The sequence below is a fragment of the Akkermansia sp. N21169 genome (assembly GCF_029854675.1).
Classification (GTDB): Bacteria; Verrucomicrobiota; Verrucomicrobiia; order Verrucomicrobiales; family Akkermansiaceae; genus Akkermansia.
On the sequence record NZ_JARWNC010000040.1, the window covers coordinates 334,859 to 354,776 of the forward strand.

The 19,918-nt window shown below is 47.1% G+C and carries 19 protein-coding genes; 6 read left to right on the forward strand and 13 right to left on the reverse strand.

What is annotated here, in order from left to right; translation table 11 throughout:
- Positions 1-3: 3 nt before the first annotated feature.
- From QET40_RS10555 to QET40_RS10615, 13 genes are all read right to left on the reverse strand, one after another.
- Positions 4-963 (reverse strand): glycosyltransferase family 2 protein, encoded by a 960-nt coding sequence (locus QET40_RS10555; RefSeq protein ID WP_280127132.1) that lies wholly within the window; start codon positions 961-963, stop codon positions 4-6.
- Positions 964-2,064, reverse strand: a complete 1,101-nt coding sequence (locus QET40_RS10560) for a DegT/DnrJ/EryC1/StrS family aminotransferase (protein ID WP_280127133.1) — start codon at positions 2,062-2,064, stop codon at positions 964-966.
- On the reverse strand, positions 2,057-2,590 hold the full coding sequence (locus QET40_RS10565) for an acyltransferase (RefSeq protein WP_280127134.1): 534 nt from the start codon (positions 2,588-2,590) through the stop codon (positions 2,057-2,059). The genes QET40_RS10560 and QET40_RS10565 overlap by 8 nt, the downstream gene beginning before the upstream one ends.
- Positions 2,583-2,999, reverse strand: coding sequence for an FdtA/QdtA family cupin domain-containing protein (locus QET40_RS10570; RefSeq protein ID WP_345783071.1), 417 nt, complete (start codon positions 2,997-2,999; stop codon positions 2,583-2,585). Before QET40_RS10570 ends, QET40_RS10565 begins: the two co-directional genes overlap by 8 nt.
- Positions 2,986-3,405, reverse strand: coding sequence for an FdtA/QdtA family cupin domain-containing protein (locus QET40_RS10575; RefSeq protein WP_280127136.1), 420 nt, complete (start codon positions 3,403-3,405; stop codon positions 2,986-2,988). The genes QET40_RS10570 and QET40_RS10575 overlap by 14 nt, the downstream gene beginning before the upstream one ends.
- Before the next feature lie 7 nt (positions 3,406-3,412).
- The gene (rfbB, locus tag QET40_RS10580) at positions 3,413-4,555 is read right to left on the reverse strand and encodes a dTDP-glucose 4,6-dehydratase (protein WP_280127137.1); all 1,143 of its coding nucleotides are present in this window, start codon (positions 4,553-4,555) and stop codon (positions 3,413-3,415) included.
- On the reverse strand, positions 4,552-5,430 hold the full coding sequence (rfbD, locus tag QET40_RS10585; RefSeq protein ID WP_280127138.1) for a dTDP-4-dehydrorhamnose reductase: 879 nt from the start codon (positions 5,428-5,430) through the stop codon (positions 4,552-4,554). The genes rfbB and rfbD overlap by 4 nt, the downstream gene beginning before the upstream one ends.
- Before the next feature lie 6 nt (positions 5,431-5,436).
- Positions 5,437-6,006, reverse strand: a complete 570-nt coding sequence (gene rfbC, locus QET40_RS10590; RefSeq protein ID WP_280127139.1) for a dTDP-4-dehydrorhamnose 3,5-epimerase — start codon at positions 6,004-6,006, stop codon at positions 5,437-5,439.
- A complete protein-coding gene (rfbA, locus tag QET40_RS10595; protein WP_280127140.1) occupies positions 6,003-6,890 on the reverse strand; it encodes a glucose-1-phosphate thymidylyltransferase RfbA in 888 nt (295 codons plus the stop codon). The genes rfbC and rfbA overlap by 4 nt, the downstream gene beginning before the upstream one ends.
- Before the next feature lie 19 nt (positions 6,891-6,909).
- The gene (locus QET40_RS10600) at positions 6,910-7,686 is read right to left on the reverse strand and encodes a sugar transferase (protein WP_280127141.1); all 777 of its coding nucleotides are present in this window, start codon (positions 7,684-7,686) and stop codon (positions 6,910-6,912) included.
- A 53-nt stretch (positions 7,687-7,739) separates the two neighbouring features.
- Positions 7,740-8,348, reverse strand: coding sequence for a CpsB/CapC family capsule biosynthesis tyrosine phosphatase (locus QET40_RS10605; protein WP_280127142.1), 609 nt, complete (start codon positions 8,346-8,348; stop codon positions 7,740-7,742).
- A gap of 100 nt (positions 8,349-8,448) precedes the next feature.
- The gene (locus QET40_RS10610; protein ID WP_280127143.1) at positions 8,449-10,809 is read right to left on the reverse strand and encodes a polysaccharide biosynthesis tyrosine autokinase; all 2,361 of its coding nucleotides are present in this window, start codon (positions 10,807-10,809) and stop codon (positions 8,449-8,451) included.
- A gap of 58 nt (positions 10,810-10,867) precedes the next feature.
- Complete coding sequence (locus tag QET40_RS10615; protein WP_280127144.1) at positions 10,868-11,638, reverse strand: polysaccharide biosynthesis/export family protein; 771 nt, start codon at positions 11,636-11,638, stop codon at positions 10,868-10,870.
- 1,035 nt (positions 11,639-12,673) lie between these two features.
- Here QET40_RS10615 and QET40_RS10620 point away from each other — a divergent pair.
- The 6 genes from QET40_RS10620 (at position 12,674) to QET40_RS10645 (ending at position 19,917) form a co-directional block, all read left to right on the forward strand.
- Complete coding sequence (locus QET40_RS10620; RefSeq protein WP_280127145.1) at positions 12,674-13,450, forward strand: polysaccharide biosynthesis/export family protein; 777 nt, start codon at positions 12,674-12,676, stop codon at positions 13,448-13,450.
- 87 nt (positions 13,451-13,537) lie between these two features.
- Positions 13,538-15,943, forward strand: a complete 2,406-nt coding sequence (locus QET40_RS10625) for a polysaccharide biosynthesis tyrosine autokinase (RefSeq protein WP_280127146.1) — start codon at positions 13,538-13,540, stop codon at positions 15,941-15,943.
- Between the two features lie 33 nt (positions 15,944-15,976).
- Complete coding sequence (locus QET40_RS10630) at positions 15,977-16,645, forward strand: CpsB/CapC family capsule biosynthesis tyrosine phosphatase (RefSeq protein WP_280127147.1); 669 nt, start codon at positions 15,977-15,979, stop codon at positions 16,643-16,645.
- 63 nt (positions 16,646-16,708) lie between these two features.
- Positions 16,709-17,398 carry a sugar transferase gene (locus tag QET40_RS10635; protein ID WP_280127148.1) on the forward strand — a complete coding sequence of 230 codons (690 nt, stop codon included), beginning with the start codon at positions 16,709-16,711 and terminating at the stop codon, positions 17,396-17,398.
- 21 nt (positions 17,399-17,419) lie between these two features.
- Positions 17,420-18,373 (forward strand): WecB/TagA/CpsF family glycosyltransferase, encoded by a 954-nt coding sequence (locus QET40_RS10640; protein ID WP_280127149.1) that lies wholly within the window; start codon positions 17,420-17,422, stop codon positions 18,371-18,373.
- A 5-nt stretch (positions 18,374-18,378) separates the two neighbouring features.
- Complete coding sequence (locus QET40_RS10645; protein WP_280127150.1) at positions 18,379-19,917, forward strand: sugar transporter; 1,539 nt, start codon at positions 18,379-18,381, stop codon at positions 19,915-19,917.
- The last annotated feature ends 1 nt before the right edge of the window (position 19,918 follow it).

Genomic DNA, 19,918 nt, shown 5'->3' on the forward strand with positions numbered 1-19,918 from the left:
CTCTTACTTCATCAATATGCGATAGAAATAAAAAGGAAGCAACATGACTAATTTTCTTCGCCATGATGCAGTGGAAGCAATAATATGATTTATTGACAATAAATTGTAATGCGATCGGAGTGTGTTATATGTTAATTCAGTAGGTTTTTCTATCGAATTGTAATATTTTGTGAGAGAAGCAATTGATGAGATATAGTGAGTAATGGCAATTTTATATTCACGAGATGCTTTTCCAAATTTTTCTTTGAACAGTTGAATCAATGCCCTATCTGTAATAAGCATTTCGAATACCCGGCAAGAGTTGGCTGTTATAGAATCTTCATGCTTTCGATAATAATAGACTGCATCAGAAAAGGCGACACGACTTGAGTTCACAAGAATCTCACGAGTAGCAAATTCATCAGCATTCATATGTGTGAATTTTTGATTAAGAAATTTGTATTGATTTACCCAAATTTTCTTGCTAACTAAAGCGCCAGCTGCACCAATTTTCCACCCATTTATCGTAAGCATAACAGCCTCTCTACCTGATAATATTTGATCAAAATCGAATTCATCTGCCGGTATGGTTAGGAGTTTTGGATTACTATCATTGAAAAATAACATTTTGGATAATATTACCTGTGCATGAGTAACATCCTGTCTTATTATTAGCTTTTCCAAATAATCCTTGGGAATATAATCATCTGCATCTACGGCACAAATCCATGGAGCATACGATTGCTGAACTGCATAATCTCTTGGGTATTTTGCTGAACCACTATTTATAGGTAGTTGAAAAATTCTAATGCGATCATCTTTTTTCTTATATTTCTGAAGAATTGACAATGACGAATCAGTCGATCTATCATCAACGCAAATAACCTCAAAATCAGTATAAGTTTGCGCAAGAATAGAATCTAAACATTTACGAATATGCAGTTCTACATTGTAGCAGGGAATAACAACTGATATTTTCATCATTCAAAAGAAATGGTTCAACACGTCTACAATTTTTCCTGCTTCCTCCAAATTCATAACCGGGCTAATTGGTAAACTGAGCTCTTCTTGATGAATTTGCTCAGTGATTGGGAAAGTAAGATGATTCCAGTCCTTGTAGCACTCCTGCTTGTGGGGAGGAATCGGATAATGAATCAGGGTCTGAATGCCGGCTTCTATCAAAAAGGCCTGCAACTCGTCCCGCTGCTTACAACGGATGGGGAATAGATGGAAAACGTGTGCCGTCCAATCATTGACATTGGGCAATATAATAGCTGGATTGGTGATATGATCTATGTAGTAACGGGCAATTTTTTGACGTTGAATTATTTCTTCATTCAAATGCGCAAGTTTTACCCTCAACACAGCCGCTTGAATTTCGTCTAACCTGCTGTTCCTTCCCTGATATTTGAATACGTACTTTTGGGTAGATCCATAATTCCCCAGGGAACGAACGACGGAGGAGAGTTCTGCATCATTTGTCGTTATTGCCCCGGCATCTCCTAATGCTCCCAGGTTTTTCCCGGGGTAAAAGCTATGTCCTGCCGCATCCCCCAGAGAGCCGGTTTTCTTGCCGAGATAAAGGCATCCATGGGCTTGTGCGTTGTCTTCTACAAGTTTGAGCCCATGCTTGCGGCATATGTCTCCTATTTTCTTTGTATAGGAGCATTGACCATAGAGATGGACAATCAAGATTGCCTTCGTCCGTTTTGTAATGGCTGCTTCAATCAAAGAGTCATTGATTTGGTATGTTTCCAGACTTGGTTCAATTAATACAGGCTTTAATCCATTTTCCGTCAAAGCAAGAATGGAGGCAATGTAGGTGTTTGCGGGGACAATTACCTCGTCCCCCGGACTCATGATCCCCATTTCAATATATGCACGGAAGATCCAGATAAGTGCGTCAAGCCCATTCGCGCAACCAACGCAGTGTTGGGTTCCGATATATTCGGCGTAGGCTTTCTCAAGCCTGGCGTTTTCCTCACCTTGCAGATACCAGCCGGAATCAATCACTCTTTGAATGGCCGCATGAATTTCCTTCGCATGAGATTGCGTTATTTTTTGTAAATCTAAAAACTTAATCATTGTTGTTTAAATTGTGTAAATTCCCTTGTTTATCTTTTTTGTTAAGATCCAGTAGAATTCCTTCATTTGTCACGTATCCCCGCATGGAAGCAGGGTTGCCGTACCATACTGTGTTGGGAGGAATATCTTTCGTCACGACGCTACCTGCTCCAATGAGAGCATATGAACCAATAGTATGCCCTGCAAGGATGGTCGCATTAGCTCCAATGGATGCTCCTTTTTTAACATGGGTTTGAGCAAATGAATCTGGATAATGTTTGGAACGAGGAACCAAATCGTTGGTAAATGTCACATTGGGACCAATAAAGACATCGTCCTCAATCGTAATACCATCCCATAACTGAACGCCAGATTTGATTGTTACTCGATCGCCAATAAGGACATCGTTTTCTATTAAAACGTGTGCACAGATGTTGCAATAACTCCCGATGCGAGCATGAGACAACACGACACAAAATTGCCAAATACTCGTATTTTCACCTATGGATGATGTTTGAACGTCAGATAATGGATGAATCCTAGCCATTTTTCACCTCCCTGAATTCTTGATAATCGTAAATATAATCCTCCGGATCATAACGATGGGAAGCCAGTACGAGACAGACGGATCCGGATGAAAAATCATCCAGCGTTCTCCAGATACCGGGTACAATGAGTAAACCTTGATAAGGGCGATTCAGTAGAAACGTCCTCCTGACGCGTCCATCGTCCAGGGTAACAGTAAAACTGCCGCTAGCAGCAATCAAAAGTTGGTGTAAGGCTTTATGCGCATGTCCGCCCCGGCTTTCGCCTCCTGGAACATCATAAAGATAATAGATACGTTTGACGGCAAAAGGCACAGTTTCATTATTCTCCACCACAGTAATGTTGCCTGACTCGTGGTGGTGCTTGTCGAGTTCAATCATGGAACAATCGTACACGCTAGTTCTTTTCATTGAATGCTCCTTTTGAAATCATCATAGTGAATACATAATCCTTAGGATCATAAGGGATAGAAGCCAGAACAAGAGCCAAGGAATTAGTAGAAAAATTTTCCAATTCACGCCAATAACCACGAGGGATATAAAGGCCGTAATAGGAACGATTCAGGGAATATATTCTCCGATTTGTACCGTTATCCAATGCGACATCGAAACTTCCAGAAAGAGCTACTATAAATTCTTCATTCTCCTTGTATGCGTGCCCGCCACGTTTTCCTCCTCCTGGAACATCGTAGATCCAATAACTGCGAGCAATCTGAAAAGGAATGTGATTCTCCTCTTCAATAAAGGAGAGATTACCTCTTCGATCCACAAATTTGGGGAGATCAATGACTCGTGGCTCTGTAACAGGATTTATCATGCCGAGATTATCTATTTATATACATTTCTTCGTAATACTTCACGTATTCTCCGGAGGTGATGTGATCCATCCAGTCCTGGTGGTCGAGGTACCAGAGGACGGTTTTTTCGATGCCTTCTTCGAACTGGAGGGAGGGTTCCCAGCCGAGTTCAGCCTGAAGTTTGCGGCTGTCGATGGCATAGCGGAGATCATGCCCGGCACGGTCTGTTATGTAAGTAATGAGAGGCAGGGAATGTCCTTCCGGGTTGCCGAGGAGTCGGTCCACCGTGGCGATAATGACCTTGATGATGTCGATGTTCTTCCATTCGTTGAAGCCGCCGATGTTGTAAGTCTCTGCGACCTTTCCTTGGTGGAAGATGAGATCGATGGCCCGGGCGTGATCCTCGACATAGAGCCAGTCGCGCACGTTTTCTCCCTTCCCGTACACGGGGAGAGGCTTGCCTTGGCGGATATTGTTGATGAAGAGCGGAATGAGTTTTTCCGGGAATTGGTACGGGCCGTAGTTGTTCGAGCAATTCGTGACAATGGTCGGCATGCCGTAGGTGTCGTGGTAAGCGCGCACAAAGTGATCGCTGGAAGCCTTGGACGCGCTGTACGGACTGTGCGGATCGTATTTGGTGCTTTCCAGAAAGAAATCTTCCCCGTAGGCATGATGATGTTCCGCTGAGGATGCCGTAGTAGTAAAGGGGGAATCCATGCCTTCCGGGCACGTGAGTTCCAGGGCGCCGTACACTTCATCCGTCGAAATGTGGTAAAAACGCTTGCCTTCATATCCTTCCGGACGGACTTCCCAGCAGAGCCTGGCGGCCTGCAGCAGACTCAGGGTTCCCATAACGTTGGTGCGGGCAAAAGTGAAGGGATCGCGAATGGAGCGGTCCACATGGCTTTCCGCGGCGAGGTGAATGATGCCGTCGACATCGTATTCCTCCATGAGGGCCTTCATGCGATCATAGTCGCAGATGTCGGCTTTCACGAACACGTGGTTGGGAGCATCTTTCAGATCCTCAAGGTTGGCCAGGTTCCCGGCATAGGTGAGTTTATCCACATTGATGATGCGGTATTCCGGATATTTGTTGACGAAAAGTCGAACGACGTGGGAGCCAATAAATCCAGCTCCGCCAGTAATGAGTATGGTACGTTTGGCGTTCATTGTACGGTAGCGATGTTGTTGAGTTGAGATATGCAGGAGGAGAGGCTGTGGCGCCAATAGGGGATGGTTAAAGAAAAGTTGTTGCGAATTTTAGCTTTGTCTAAAACCGAGAAAGAGGGGCGTTCAACCTTACAGGGGAATTCATTGCTGTGGCAGGGATGAATGGAACAGGAGAGTCCGGATAATTCTGCAATGGCCACAGCAAAGTCGTACCATGAACATACACCCTCGTTCGTATAGTGATAAATGCCTTCGTGTGCAGATGAAACGGGGGAGGACAGGATGTGGGCAATGGCATCAGCAAGATCGCCCGCATAAGTAGGCGTCCCCACCTGATCGAACACAACATTGAGATGGTCTCGTTCAGCCATTAATCGCCGCATGGTTTTAACAAAGTTGTTCCCGTGAATGGAGTAAAGCCATGCTGTTCGGATGATGATATGGCGACACCCGGATTGCTGGATCGCTTGTTCGCCTGCCAGTTTTGTCCGGCCATAAACGCCCAGGGGATTTGTCGGGGCATCTTCACCAAACGGGGTGTTGGAATGACCTCCGAAAACGTAGTCCGTAGAAATATGAATGAGCAGGGCATTCTGTTCACGTGCAGCGAGGGCAAGGTTCTCAACCGCCTGTCTGTTGATCAGGTCTGCAAGGGCTTCATCGTCTTCTGCCCGGTCAACATTTGTGTAGGCAGCACAATTGACAATGGCCTCAATATGATGTTGGGTTATAAAGTGGCGAATTTGATTGAGTTGCGTGATATCAAGTTCGTTAATATCTGTGAGAACATACTCATTTCCATTGGGGTTTTCACGGGAGATCCGCTTCATTTCGTTTCCCAATTGTCCATTGGCTCCAGTAACAAGAATTTTCATCGTTTCTTAATAAAGCGAATTGTTGATATTGAAATCGGCAGGGCTCTTTGCAAGAGAAAGACGATCGCGATCTTTATCGGAGACGAGAACATGTTCGTCCGGAAGCCCCCAGTTGATACCCAGTGCAGGATCATTCCAGGCAATACCGCCTTCGCTTTCCGGAGCATAGTAATTGTCACACTTGTATTGGAAAATGGCTTCGTCACTCAAAACGGCAAAGCCATGGGCAAACCCGCGGGGAATAAAAAGCTGAAGATGATTATCTTCTGTTAATTCCACCGCAACATGTTTCCCGAACGTTGAAGAACCCCGACGAATATCCACAGCAACATCCAAAACCCGGCCTTTGACAACACGCACCAATTTGCTTTGTGCATAAGGAGTCTTTTGGTAATGTAATCCGCGTACAACGCCATAAGTCGATTTGGATTCGTTATCCTGAATAAACTCTGTCTTGCAAACCTGCTCTATAAAGATCTTCCTGGAAAATGATTCCATGAAATATCCACGAGAGTCGCCAAAGACACGAGGCTCAAGAATAACGACACCAGGAATGGCCGTTTCAATAATATTCATCGTACAGCCTCCTTTTGAGTCAAATGGAGCAGGTATTGTCCGTAGCTGTTTTTCAGCATGGGAGAAGCAAGTTCACGAAGTTGGTCTTCGTTAATCCAGCCATTTTGATAGGCGATGCCTTCCAAACAGGCAATTTTAAGCCCCTGTCGCTTTTCAATCACTTCAACAAAGGTGGAGGCTTCGCTCAAGGAATCATGGGTACCGGTATCCAGCCAGGCAAATCCCCGGCCCAGTGTTTGAACTTTCAATTCTCCGCGATCAAGGAATTCCTGATTGACAGTTGTAATTTCCAATTCCCCTCGATCAGATGGTTTGATCGTAGACGCGATTTCAACAACTTGATTGGGATAAAAATAAAGACCAACAACGGCATGATTTGATTTTGGATGTTGAGGCTTCTCTTCAATGGAAATGCAATTGCCATCCGAGTCAAATTCAGCAACTCCATAGCGCTCCGGGTCAGCAACCCAGTATCCAAAAACTGTTGCCTTTCCTTGATTTTCGGCTGTATGGACAGCTTCTTTAAGAAGATCTCCCAAGCCATTGCCGTAAAAAATATTATCACCTAATACCAAACAGGCGGAATCATCGCCAATAAAGTCTTTTCCTATGATAAAAGCTTGTGCCAAGCCATCTGGAGAGGGCTGTTCAGCATAGGAAAAGCGAACACCATAATTTGTGCCATTACCTAGTAGGCGCTTAAATCCCGGAAGGTCATCCGGTGTGGAAATAATAAGTATATCGCGAATCCCTGCCAGCATGAGAACGGAAACAGGATAATAAACCATTGGTTTATCAAAAATGGGCAAAAGCTGTTTACTGACTCCTTTGGTGATAGGATAAAGCCTGGTACCTGATCCGCCTGCTAATACAATGCCTTTCATAATGTTTATTTATTTGAATTTAAATTGATCTCTCCTCGTGTGAGGAATGATGTAATCGATTGCCTTTAAGGCCTCGTGTTTCGGTGTCTTTGGGAAGAATGCAACGTTGAGCGGAGACAAGCGCGTTCTGGCACTGTTCGATGCCTTCGCGTTTGAACACTTTGTAGAAGGTTCGAAAGAGGATGCAGACATCTGAGAACAGGGAGGCGTGAAGGATGTAATCCAAGTCGAAACAGACGCGTTGGCGAAATGTGAGGTTATTGCGTCCCTGAATTTGGGCGAGGCCGGTGATACCGGGGCGCATCATCATTCTTCTCTCTTGTGTGGAGGGGGCAAAATTGGACATTTGCTCCGGGATCCACGGTCTGGGGCCGACGAAGCTCATGTCGCCTTTGAGGACGTTGATGAGTTCGGGGAATTCGTCGAGCGAAGTTGATCGAAGAAATGCTCCCAGCTTGGTGGTGCGTTGTTCGTCGGGGAGAAGATTTCCATCGGAGTCACGTTCATCGGTCATCGTTTTGAACTTGATGATCTGGAAGGGTTTTCTGTGTTGTCCGATACGCGTTTGGCGGAAGAAGGGAGAGGCTCCTGTTTTAATTCTCAGGATGATGTAGATGGGGAGGATGAGGAAGGGGATGATGAAAATGAGGCTTGTACCCGCGACGATGAAGTCGAGGGGCCGTTTAATATATCTGGCGTAAAAGGTGATATGTTTCCGTTTGTGTTGATGAGGCAGGTGTTGGGGAGTAGTGCTTCCTGAAGGAATGGAGAGGTCGGAAGCGTGTCTGGTGGGCATGGCTTTTGTTATGAGGAAGTTTGTACGGAAAGGTTCCTGTCATTGGAGTGGAATCATGCTCTGCTCCGTACGTGTTCGGGGCGGTGGGCATCGGTTCCGATCCAGTTGCAGAGACCTTTTTTCCGCAGTGTTTGGGCCAATTTCTGGATATGCCGTCCTCGCATTCCGATGAGGGATGAGAGGTTGATCTGGAACTCGACTTCGTTTTGGTGAAGGAGTTCCAGGGTTTCCAGGTCGAGTATGGAGCCGTATCGTTCCGGGTGTGCCAGGACGGGGATGTAGCCCTGAGCCTGAACGAGGAAGATCATTTCTTCCCAGTTGCCGGGGAGTGAGATACGAGAAAATTCAATCAGCAGACGCTTGCCATCGTAGGTGAGTAGTTTTTCCGAGTTATCCTTGAGCCGGGGCAGGAAGCTTTCGTCGAGCATGTATTCGGCTGCCAGCCGGAGGTCGAAGTCGTTGAGGTCGAGTGTTGCCAAGGCCTCGTTGTACCTCTTGCGGAGATTGCTGGCAGTGTTGTCGGGCAGCTCAGCCATGACGTGCGGAGTACACCAGGCTCCCCGGAGACCGATTCGGCGCATGGCGTTGATGATGGCCTGGCTGTCTTCCGGGCTTTGTGCTCCATCGTCTATTCCCCAAAGGATGTGACTGTGCCTGTCCATGCCGTCGGGAAACAGCACGGACAGGTCAGCCGGATTCCTATGAAAGAAGGGTAATCGCATCGATGGACGGAGGATGGGAGGGAGCAGTAATGAAAAGGACTTATTTGTCTTTTGTGGAATAGCCGTATCCGTAGCCGTAGTAGTGGTAGCGAGCGCGTTTGAAATCGACGTCGTTTAAGACGAAGGCTGCGCCGGGGAGTTTCCCTTCATCGGCCAGTTTCTGGATGGAGGGGACGAAGCGTTTGTCGATTTTATTGCTTCGGATCACATACAGGGTGACGTCGGCAAATCGGGCGATGATAGAGGAATCTGCCAGAATACCGAAGGGGGCTCCGTCGATCACGATGCGGTCATAGATGGATTGCCAGTGATGGATCAGATTAGCCAAGTGGGCTTGGTCGAGCAGAGGGACGGGATTGGGGGGCAGGGGACCGATAGGAAGAACGTCCACGCGGGCGGATTCCTCTTCCAGAGTGACAAATGGAGATTTGCCGTCTTCAAGCTCTAACGAGGTGTTGAGCAAGAGATTGGATAACCCCGGCTTCCTTCGCAGATTGAGCCTTTTGGTGAGTGTACCCTTGCGGAGGTCGCCGTCGATGAGAAGCACTCTTTTACCTGTTTTGCCAAAGGAAACCGCCAGATTGGACGAGGTGAATGTTTTGCCCTCCCCGCTCATTGTCGATGTGATCAGGATGAGCATGGAGGAGTTTTTCTTGTTGGGTACCATGAGCTCCAGATTGTTTCGTAGAATATGGAAGCTCTCGACTATGAAGGAGCGGTCATTGCGCAGAATGAGGGTGTCCTCTTTTTTCTCTCGCTTGGTGAGAGGGGGGAATTCGGAGACGACTGGGATGGTAGTGAGCCCCAGGAGGTCCTGTTTCGTCGTCACCTTGGTGTCTAAAGCGGCGGCTCCTAAAAGGGCGAAGATGCATAGTGCGGCACCACCGCATGCTCCGGCCGCAACAAAGAGTTTGGTTTTCGGTGCGACGGGGATGTCTTTACCGAAAGCTGCTTCGAGGATGCGGGCGTTGGGTTCCGTGGTAGCGAGGGAAAGCGCGTTTTCTTCACTCTTGCCCAGAAGCATGATGTAGAGCTCTTCTTTCACCTTTTGTTCCCGGAGCATGGGAACGAGTGCTTTTTCGTGGGAGGCGGTTGCAACGAGTTTCTTACTGAGTTCGTTTTTCTTGTTGTTTACTTCTTCAAGTTGCAGGGTAAGGGCTCTATGATGGTTATTGATGGAACGGTTCAGTGCGTTGATCATGGAATCCATATCTTTGACCAGGGATGAGACAAGAGGGTTTTTAGAGCCTGCGCTGGCAACGAGTCTCTGATATTTCAGGAAGGCTTCATTGTATTGCTCGATCTGGTGTGTGATGGCGGGGTCATTGATGCCATGACTGGCGGAGAACATTTGCCTCTTGGAATTTTTGGCGGATGCCAGGATGTTTTGAAGGGATTCGACTTGTTTGATTTGCGTATCGATATCGAAAGTATTTTTATCCAGATCCTGGACTTTAAGATAATTGGTTCCGAGTTCTGTCGTCATATCGAGAACCAGTTCATTATTCTTTTTGAAATCGAGAATGCGCTTATCGACTGTGCCAAGCTCTCCCCCGAGTTTTTTGAGGCGTTCGAGGATAAATGCTTCCGCTTTGCGGGAAGCAAGGAGCTTTTCTTCAATTGACTGATCGTTATATTCCTTGATCAATGAATTAAGAATATCGGCTGACTTCTTTGCATTTGAAGTGGTGATTTGAAGTTCAATGAGGCTCGTCTCTTTGGCATCGGGACGGGTGATGTTGAGCTTTCCGAGAATTTGATCTGTAGTTTCCCGGTGGGATGAACGACGGACGATGATGGGGGTTTGATAGTAATCGGCGTTGAAATAGGATGTCGGGCGTACGACGAGTTGTCCAAAGGGCAGGCTTCCAACAGTGTTGAATGTCCCTTCGAAAGAGACTGGGACATCATTGGTGTCGTTGTAGGTCAAGGTGTAAGTGGTTTCGTCCCTGGGCGTAATCGTGAGTGTGAGTTGGCGTTGTTCGTCAATTTGAGGGAAGTCGACTGCTATCGGGGACTTATCGTAGAGGTCGATTTGCCTGATATCGTGGGTGCGCCAGTAGCTGACATTGAGTTTGAGGGACTCGACGACATTATTCATGAGTTCCGTCGATTTCACGACGTAGCTTTCGTTGGCAATGTTGACGTTACCCGACCCAATCCCCAATTCCGTTAGAACCATGTCTGATGCCGAAGCATTTTTTTGATTGTCGTCCCGCAACATGATGCGGGCTGTTTTCTGGAAGGAGTACCCCTGTTTGGCTGCCACATAGAAAGCGGCAGATGCTCCAACGAGAGAGGAGAGGAGGATCCAGAACCAATATCGGCGTATGATTCCAATGATTGTCTCAATCGAAAAAGCGTCGGATTCATCTTGTTGGGGAAGAATGTCGGGGGGCATGGAGAACGAGCGAGTAGAAATGAATAACGGCGATACTTGGGCGGTCCTGGAGGCGCGGTTAGACGCTAAGCGCAATGACGGCAATCACGATGCCAAGACCTGAGAGCCCCCATCCGTACCACTGGGCAGCGTCACTTCGCGTGTTGACCTTTCGTTCCGAGGGAGAAACGTAGATGGTGTCGTTCTGCTGGATATAATAGTAGGGAGAGTTGAAAAGGTCCTTGCTGCGAAGGTCGATGTTGGCGATCTGGCGCTGACCGTTCGTTTCTCGGATGAGCGTGACGTCACGGTTGCCGTCGATATTTAAGTCTCCGGCACGGGAAATGGCTTCAAGGATCGTGACCCGCTGGCCTTCGATGGAATAGGTGCCGGGTTTGTTGACTTCGCCAATGACGGAGAACTTGAAATTCATGATCTGCACGTTGACGGAAGCGTCCTTAATGTAATCATTGGAACGAAGTTTTCCCGCGATATCTTTGGCGAGTGTCGTGCAGGACTTTCCGGCGGCTTTCATGGTGCCAATCACGGGGAGGACGATATTGCCGTTGGCGTCGACGAGATAACCTTTCGGTTTGTTGGTATTGTTGGAACTCGTTGTCGCGTTGCCCATTTCCGCCATGATGAATGGGGCTGTGAGTTCCGGCTGCTTGCTGCTGACGGAGATGTAGAGCTGGTCATCCTTTTGGATGAGTGTTTCGTAGTTCTTCCTGATCGTTTCCCGGGTATTGTCCTGGGCATCCTGTAAATAGAGAACTTCTTTGGGATTGACACAGGAGTTCAGGAGAGCAGTGTAGGCGATTAAAGCAAAAAGGTAGGCTGTGTGTTTCATGTGGATAGGTTGAGTGTAAGAATGGTTATTGATAAAATTGGTGATGAATGATGAAGTTTGGAGTTGTCAAAAATCTGTAATGTTACATCAATGTTAAATTTTCCCCATATAATGTCCTGATGAGAGTGGGATAGGTATGGTTGATTATTGTTTTGCCTCGAAAAGAAAATCGCTGGAAAGTCCAAATCCAGGTAATTGAATACGGGATTTTTGAAAAGTTATAATTATTTGAAAATAAATGAATTATAGTATTTTTTAATACCATGGGTTCTTGAAGAGACCTTGGATGTATGCATCCGTTGCGCGTATTAAAGCGGATTTACAATCCGCTTGGAAATACCCATAATTGGAAATTGACAGGAGAAAACATATGAGGTAGAACCCGCTCGGATGACGGATTTACAATCCGTTGTCAATATTTTGGAAAAACAATTTGTTGTGACGATGGATTGCTCTATTACATAATAGACTAATAATCAGAAACTTATTTATTTTTCTGGATGATAAATTTAGTGGTTTTTTACTATCTGTTTGGAAGATTTTTTTGACTGATAAATGGCTAAAACACCCCTTGTATGTAGAGGAAAGCTGATGGTGTGTGCCGTATGCATAAATGTCCTGAGGTATTGTGTTTTAACAGCTAATTCTTGAAAAATAATTTTTTGAGAGACTCTTGACAGCGGTTTGTAAATCCGCTTAAATCTGCGTTCGAGAAGAGATAAGTAAAATTTGACGGCGTATTTTGCCTGTCAGAAAAGGATTACAACCTATTTTAATTAATTATAATCAACTAATAATAAATGAAATACTAATGAGGCTTGGACAATGGTTTCTTTTCCAGTCATGTTTTTGACTTATGCGATTCACATAACGGAAGTTCGTTCCCCAGGATGCCTTCTTTTGAGGCATTGGGTGTTTTCTCTCGGCCGGCGCGTGCAGCAGCAATTTATCTCCGCATGTTCTGGGCGATGATCTCTTTTCTTTAGCAACAGTAACCGTCTCCGATTCTATTTTCACACCAACAAACAACTTACTATGAAACAAAAACTTATTACCTTCATACTTATCGTATGTTCCTTCTCGTCGGTTACACTTCTTCCTTCTTGCGTTAGTCCTAAGGAAGTCCTTTATATCCAGGATGTTAGTGCTAATAGTAAGGAAAAGCTCAAAAATAACTACCAGACGACAATCCAGAAGGACGACCAGCTCTACATCTCCGTTAGCAGCAAGCAACCGGAACTGACTGCTCCCTTTGCCGTGTCCGAGATGGGAACGACCGGCAATAACAATACAAATAAACCTAAAGGGTATTTGGTCGACGTCAATGGAGACATTGTCCTGCCTGTCATCGGTAAAATGAAGGCCTCCGGCAAAACCTGTTCTCAATTGGCTTCCGACATTGCTTCTTCTCTTAAGCGCAATGATTACATCAGTGACGCTTCCGTCAACGTGCAGATCATGAATTTCAAGTTCTCCGTCATCGGCGAAGTCAATAGTCCCGGCACCTATTCCATCGAAGGCCAGCGGGTGACGATCCTCGAAGCCATTTCCCGCGCCGGAGACTTAAATATCGACGGCAACCGCGATATCACCCTCATCCGCGAAACGAACGGTCAGCGTCAGATCGCCAACATCGACCTTCGCAGCAAGGACCTTTTCAACTCTCCCTATTATTATATTCAGCAGAACGATATCATTTATGTTTCTCCTTCGGAACGCAAGGTCAATACCCGCAGCGATGCTGTCCAGTGGTATGGTTGGGGGCTTTCAGGGCTGGGGGTCACTCTGGCCGTGATTGCCATGTGCCTGTAAACATAGGAATTCCGGCCATTTCCTTTCCCCCCAGGGGAAGTGGCCGGACATTTTGATTTTCTGTTTCCCATTTATCCATCATATTCCATGGTAGAACCGTTACCTGCTGTTGCTTCCAGCTCCTCCGAGGAACAGGAAGAAACTTCATTCTCCCTCGACATTATCCTGACGGTTTTGCGTCGGTACTGGTATGCCGTGATTATTACCGCCTTGCTGGGCGCATGTACGGCGTACTATCTGGCCGGCAGACAAAACTACGTCTATCAAAAGACAGCCAGTGTGATGATGCGCGATTCCAAGGCGGGCAAAGACGCTTCTTCGGAACGTATCATGACCGAGCTTGGGATCGACTCCGGCTCCGCCAACCTGGCCAACGAAAGTTACGTCCTGAAATCCACCGCCTTGATGAAAAAAGTGGTGGAGGATCTGGATTTGCACATTTCCTATGGTGTCCGGAAGGATTTCCGGGAACTGGATCTGTATCGGGACACTCCGCTTCTCGTTGTTTTCCAGGCAATCGACAAAAGCCGCCCCTACTCGTTCGGCATTACTCCCCGGGAGGACGAACAATTCACCCTGACTTATTCCAGTACGGATGACACTCCGACGGAGGTGACCGGTTCCTATGGACAGCCTCTTGTTCTCCCCTTCGCCACCCTGACTGTTCATCCTACGTCAAGAATGAATGATTCCTGGAAGGACCGGGAGGTCCTGGTTCACTATACCTCCCCCCTTGCGACGACCCATTCTCTTCTTGCCGGTTTGACTGTTACCCGTCCGGACGCCAAGGATTCCAGTCTTTTGGAGATGACGCTGACGGCCGGCAATCCGGACAAGGCCACCGATGTTCTCAACCACCTTATCGAGGTGTACAATCAGCTCTCGAAAGACGAGAAGAGCCAGTCCTCCCGGAAAGTGGAGAGCTTTATCGATAAAAGCTTGAAGGAGGTCAAAGCCTCTTTGGAGGCTGTCGATCAAAAAATTACCGACTCCAAGATTAAGGGAGACATCGTCCGTGATACGGAGACGACGATGACGGCCGATTTCACGACCTCCCAGGCGTTGGAAAAGGAAATCTTCGATTTGGAAACCCAGATCAAGCTTGCTTCGAATCTTGCCTCCAGCCTCAAGGAAACAGGCATGAAAGATGCCTTGATCTCCGTTGATACGGGACTGGCGGACTCCAGCATTGCCAGTCAGGTGACGCTCTACAACGAGGCCTATCTGGAATATCAGAAGATCGCCGGTAGCGCCGGTCGTAGAAACCCTATTGCCGTCGGATTGCGCGATAAGATGAATTCTACCCGTGCGGCAGCCGGCAAAGCTCTGGCGAACTACCGGAACAATCTGGAAATCAAGCATCGGGAACTTCAGAAAAAACAGGCATCACTCTCCGACCGACTGGCGGCAACCGCTGCCAAGGAACACGAACTGATGCCCCTGATGTGGGAGCACAAGGTCAAAGAGGAAATCTACCTGATGCTTCTCAGCAAACAACTGGAGAATGCCCTGGCCCTTGCCGCAGCGGAACCCTCCGCCCGCGTGCTGGAAACCGCCCATGGCAGCGATCTTCCCATTTCTCCTAAAACCATGCAGTTTGTCGCCGCCGGTGGTCTCGGTGGCGCCGCCCTGTGCATCTTCGCTTTTGTGGGCGTGTCCATGCTCAACAACAAAGTCAGGAACAAACACGACTTGCCGGGAGTCAGCAGCCTTCCCGTCCTGGCGGAATTGCCCGTTTTGAGCAAAAAGGAAAGCAAACATCCTTCCCTCTTCATCCAGGACGATCATTCCGTGATTGCGGAATGCTTCCACATCCTGCGCAACAATGTCGACTCCCTTCTGCCCAGGCCCGAGCAGGGCGGTTACATCATGATGGTCACCTCCACCATGGCCGGAGAAGGGAAGACCATGACGTCCTGCAACCTGGCTTCCGCTTTTGCCAAGGCCGGGAAAAAGGTGCTCCTCATTGACGGCGACTTGAGGAAAACCTCCCTCAGCAACAAACTTGGAGGGAAAGGGCGCAAGGGGTTGACTTCCATCCTGCGCAAACAAGTAGAGGATCCGGCCTCGGTGATCCACACGGCGGAAAACGCTCCGGACGGTTTGTTCGTCCTCTATGCCGGCCCCTATGTCCCCAATCCCGTGACATTGCTCAGTACGCCTCTGCTGGGCAAATTGCTGAAGTACCTTCAGAAGCAGTACGATGCCGTCATCATCGACTGCCCACCCTATGGGATCCTGGCCGACACCGCCATCATCGGCGCCTTGGCGGATATCTCCCTTTACGTCGTCCGCAGCGGTATGATCGACAAGCGATATTTCACTCAAGTCCAGCAACTTGCCGACAAGGGCAAACTCCACAACCTCTCTTACGTCATCAATGACGTCGACTTCAAATCCGCCAGCTACAACTACTACGGTTATGGCTACGGATACCAGTACGGCTATGGGCGCAAGGAAAGCGAAGATGCGGAGAAAGCCCACGAATCCTGATTTTTTCCCGTCACGACTCCCCTATTCATCACCATGTTGGAATTCCTGTTCAAACGGCGGCTTTCATCATCCAGCCTCTTCCCGGACAGCATGGATATGCACACGCATATCCTCTGGGGGGTCGATGACGGCGCTTCGTGCCTGCAGGACAGCCTCGGGATCATTCGCAGGTTGAAATCCATGGGACTCAAGGGTGCCTACTGCACACCGCACATCATGGCGCGGTACCCGAAAAACACTCCGGACTACCTCCGGGAACGTTTCGAACAACTCCTGGCCGACACCGGGGACGAAGGCTTCCAGCTCAAACTTGCCGCCGAATACATGCTCGACGAACAGTTTGAATGCCAGCTTGCTACCCATACTCCGCTGACCTACGACGGCACCCTGCTGCTCGTCGAACTCCCGCAATACTTCCTCCCCGCCGGCTGGATGGACATGCTCCTCATGGTGCAGGACAAGGGCTACACCCCCGTCCTCGCCCATCCCGAGCGCTACGGGCGTATCCTTCAGGAATCGGAACTCCTCCGGCTGAGGAGCCGGGGCATCCAGTTCCAGGGCAACGTCGGTTCCCTCGCCGGCCTCTACGGCAAAGCCGTCGCCGATACCGCCCGCAAACTGCGTGCGGGCAATCACTACACATGGTGGGGCACGGATTCACACTCCCCCTCCATGGCAGGTAAAATGTGTCTGAGTGTTTAAGTATAAAACCATTATCATTACTATTGCACGATGCCCTCTTTATCCTACAACTTATCCAATATCGTGGACATTCCTCTTCAGAGGGGGATTTACGCGTGCTGGTTCAAGCGCCATATTGATATTGCCGCCAGTCTGATCGGATTGATTGTCCTGTCGCCTTTCCTGTTGTTCATGACCCTGCTGCTTCTGTTTTGCAACCGGGGAACTCCTTTCTTTATTCAGGAGCGAGTGGGTCGCGACATGAGACCGTTTAAAATTATCAAATTTAAAACGATGAACGACAAAAAGGATGCTTCCGGCAATCTTCTTCCCGATGCCGAGAGGACCGGTCCCCTGGGGCGTTTTTTGCGTGCTACGTCGATTGATGAGTTACCGGAACTGGTGAATGTCTTTATAGGTGATATGAGTCTGATTGGCCCTCGGCCATGGATTCCTGAGCAAATGGCTAGATTTGAGCCATTGGTCCAGGAAAAGAGAATGGCTCTGAGACCCGGCATTACAGGACGGGCCCAGGTCCAGGGACGCAACAACCTGACCTTCCGGCAGCGTGTTTGTCTGGATCTGGAGTACCAGCGTAACCTGACGTTTTATCAGGACCTTAAAATTCTCTTCGGCACTTTTGCCAAAGTCCTCAAGAGGGAAGGGATCGATCAATGCCCGGGGGCTTTCGACCAGACTTCAGGTACGATTCCTCCTAAAGATCCGGAAACCAGAGGACTTAGGGGAAATCAAACTCGTCGTCGGAACGAGTGAATCGCGATGGAGAGTGTGGACATGGAAACTTACTTCAGAATACGCTACGAATTTTCCAAAGATGAGGTACATCGCCGCATCAGGGAAGCCGTATCGCGTCGTGAAGCTGGCTATATCTGTGTAGCCGATGGCAATGTGCTGACCCATGTCCAACATAACCCCGAGTACTGGCGGATCGTGTACGATTCCATGTTTGCTATTTGCGACAGTGGATGGGTTCCCCTCTATCTGCGTCTTCTGTATGGGATTCGCCGCGAACAATATTGTGGAGCTCAAATTTTTCAAGATATCGTTTCATCGGAGCAATACCGCATGGCATTCCTTGGAACGGATGATGTCACTCTCCAGGCTTTGAGGGAGAAGATCTCCTCCTGGAATCCCCAGGTACAAGATATGCTTTTCATGGCATTGCCTTACCGTGAGGTCGATGAATTCGATTATCTTGCCATTGCCGAAAAGCTGAACCAGAAGCAGATAGATATCATCTGGGTGGCTTTGGGGGCCCCGAAGCAGGAACAATTCATGAATCGTCTGCGTCCGTTTTTGAAACAGGGGGTCATGCTGGGGGTAGGTGCCGTGTTCAATTTCTACAGTGGTCGCCTCAAGCGTGCACCACAATGGTTGGTCTCCTTGAAGCTCGAATTTGCTTATCGCATCCTGACAGAACCCGGAAAGCAAATCGTGCGCTGCAAAGGAATTGTCAAAACCCTCCCTCTCATTTTCCGCATCGAAAAAGACCGCAAACTCATTGCCAAACTTACCCGCGAACTGCAATCCCTGCAGAGCCGTCATATCGAACAAGATAAAGCAGAACTCATCACAGCCTTCGGACAAAGTCCGGAACAGTTGGATTCTTTGTTGGAGTCCTGCGAATCTCACCCCGAAACTCATTTTACCATCATCACCGATGATGCGCGCTTTTGGCAACTGCCAGCAAACGTGAACATCGTCCCCGTAGCCAGTAATCAATATTAAAGACAATGGCAGAATCCCGCGTCAAAAAAAGTTTGCTCAATGCAAAAGTCAACTTGATCTTCTACATGTTGACCTTAGCATTGTCGTTCTTTTCGCGGAAAATTTTCTTGAACTGCCTCGGTGCCGATTTCGTTGGATTAATCGGAACGATGCAGAATCTGCTAGGTTTCCTGAATCTTGCAGAATTGGGAGTAGGGGCAGCGATCGGATACGTTCTTTATAAACCTTTATTTGAAGAGGATCGGAAGCAGATCAATGAAATCATTTCCGTTTTCGGCTTTTTGTATCGATGGATCGGTTGGATTATCTTAGCTCTCGGCTGTCTTCTTGCCTGTTTTCTTCCTCTAATTTTTCCTAATACAGGGTTTGAATTAGGTGTGATTTATGCAACTTATTTCGCTTTTTTGAGTTCTTCCCTCATTGGTTATTTTATCAATTACAAACAAACTCTTTTGGGGGCCGATCAAAAAAATTATATTGTTACCTCATATTTCCAGAGTTCGAATATTATTAAAATACTTATCCAGATGACAAGCGCTTGGTATACAGGGAGCTATTACCTGTGGGTTAGTATTGAACTCATGTTTGGCATCATTTATTCCTTCATCCTGAATTGGCGTATTCGTATCACATATCCATGGTTGAAAGGTAATATAAAAACAGGTTGTTGTTTATTAGATAAATATGAGAATATAATCAAGAAAACAAAACAACTGATGGTTCATAAACTTGCTGTTTTTGCACAATATCAAACTCTTCCGTTTATCGTTTATGCTTGCTCAAGCCTGGAAATGTCTGCTGTGCTGGGTAACTACACGATGATTACGGAAAAACTGGGCTTATTTATAGGAAATTTTCTTTCAAGCACAGACTCAGGTGTTGGAAACTTGATAGCAGAAGGAAATCAAAAAAAGATACTATCGACCTACTGGGAATTATATACGCTGCGTATTATCATGGCAGGAACTGTATGCTTCGCATTGTGGAATTTGATTACACCTTTTATAATACTCTGGCTAGGTAAAGAATATATCTTATCAGATACTATTATTGCTCTTGTGATCGCAAAAGTTTATATTGGAATAGAACGAGGCGCAACGACACAATTTTTATTTGGGTATGGCCTATTTTGGGATGTTTGGGCTCCTATTGCTGAAACGTTGATCAGCGTAGGAGGTGCTATTATTGGAGGCATATTTTTTGGAATAGAAGGTGTGTTATTTGGCAGTTTATTAAGTCTCATACTGATTATTGAAATCTGGAAACCAATCATGTTGTATCACTGGGGTTTCAGAATTCCCATATTAAAATATTGGAAAATATATTTCTTACATATTACAGCTATTGTCGTTGCATGGATATTTGCTGATAATCTAATTGATTATATTTCATTAGATCCAACTGAAAACTATCTTTCATGGATACTGTTTGCAATTATTGCGACTTTTTTTTATTTAATAATAATATCACTAATACTTTTTTTATTTTTATCTAGTATGAGAAGATTATTGGTTAGGTTTAAATCTATTTTACTAAATACATAAA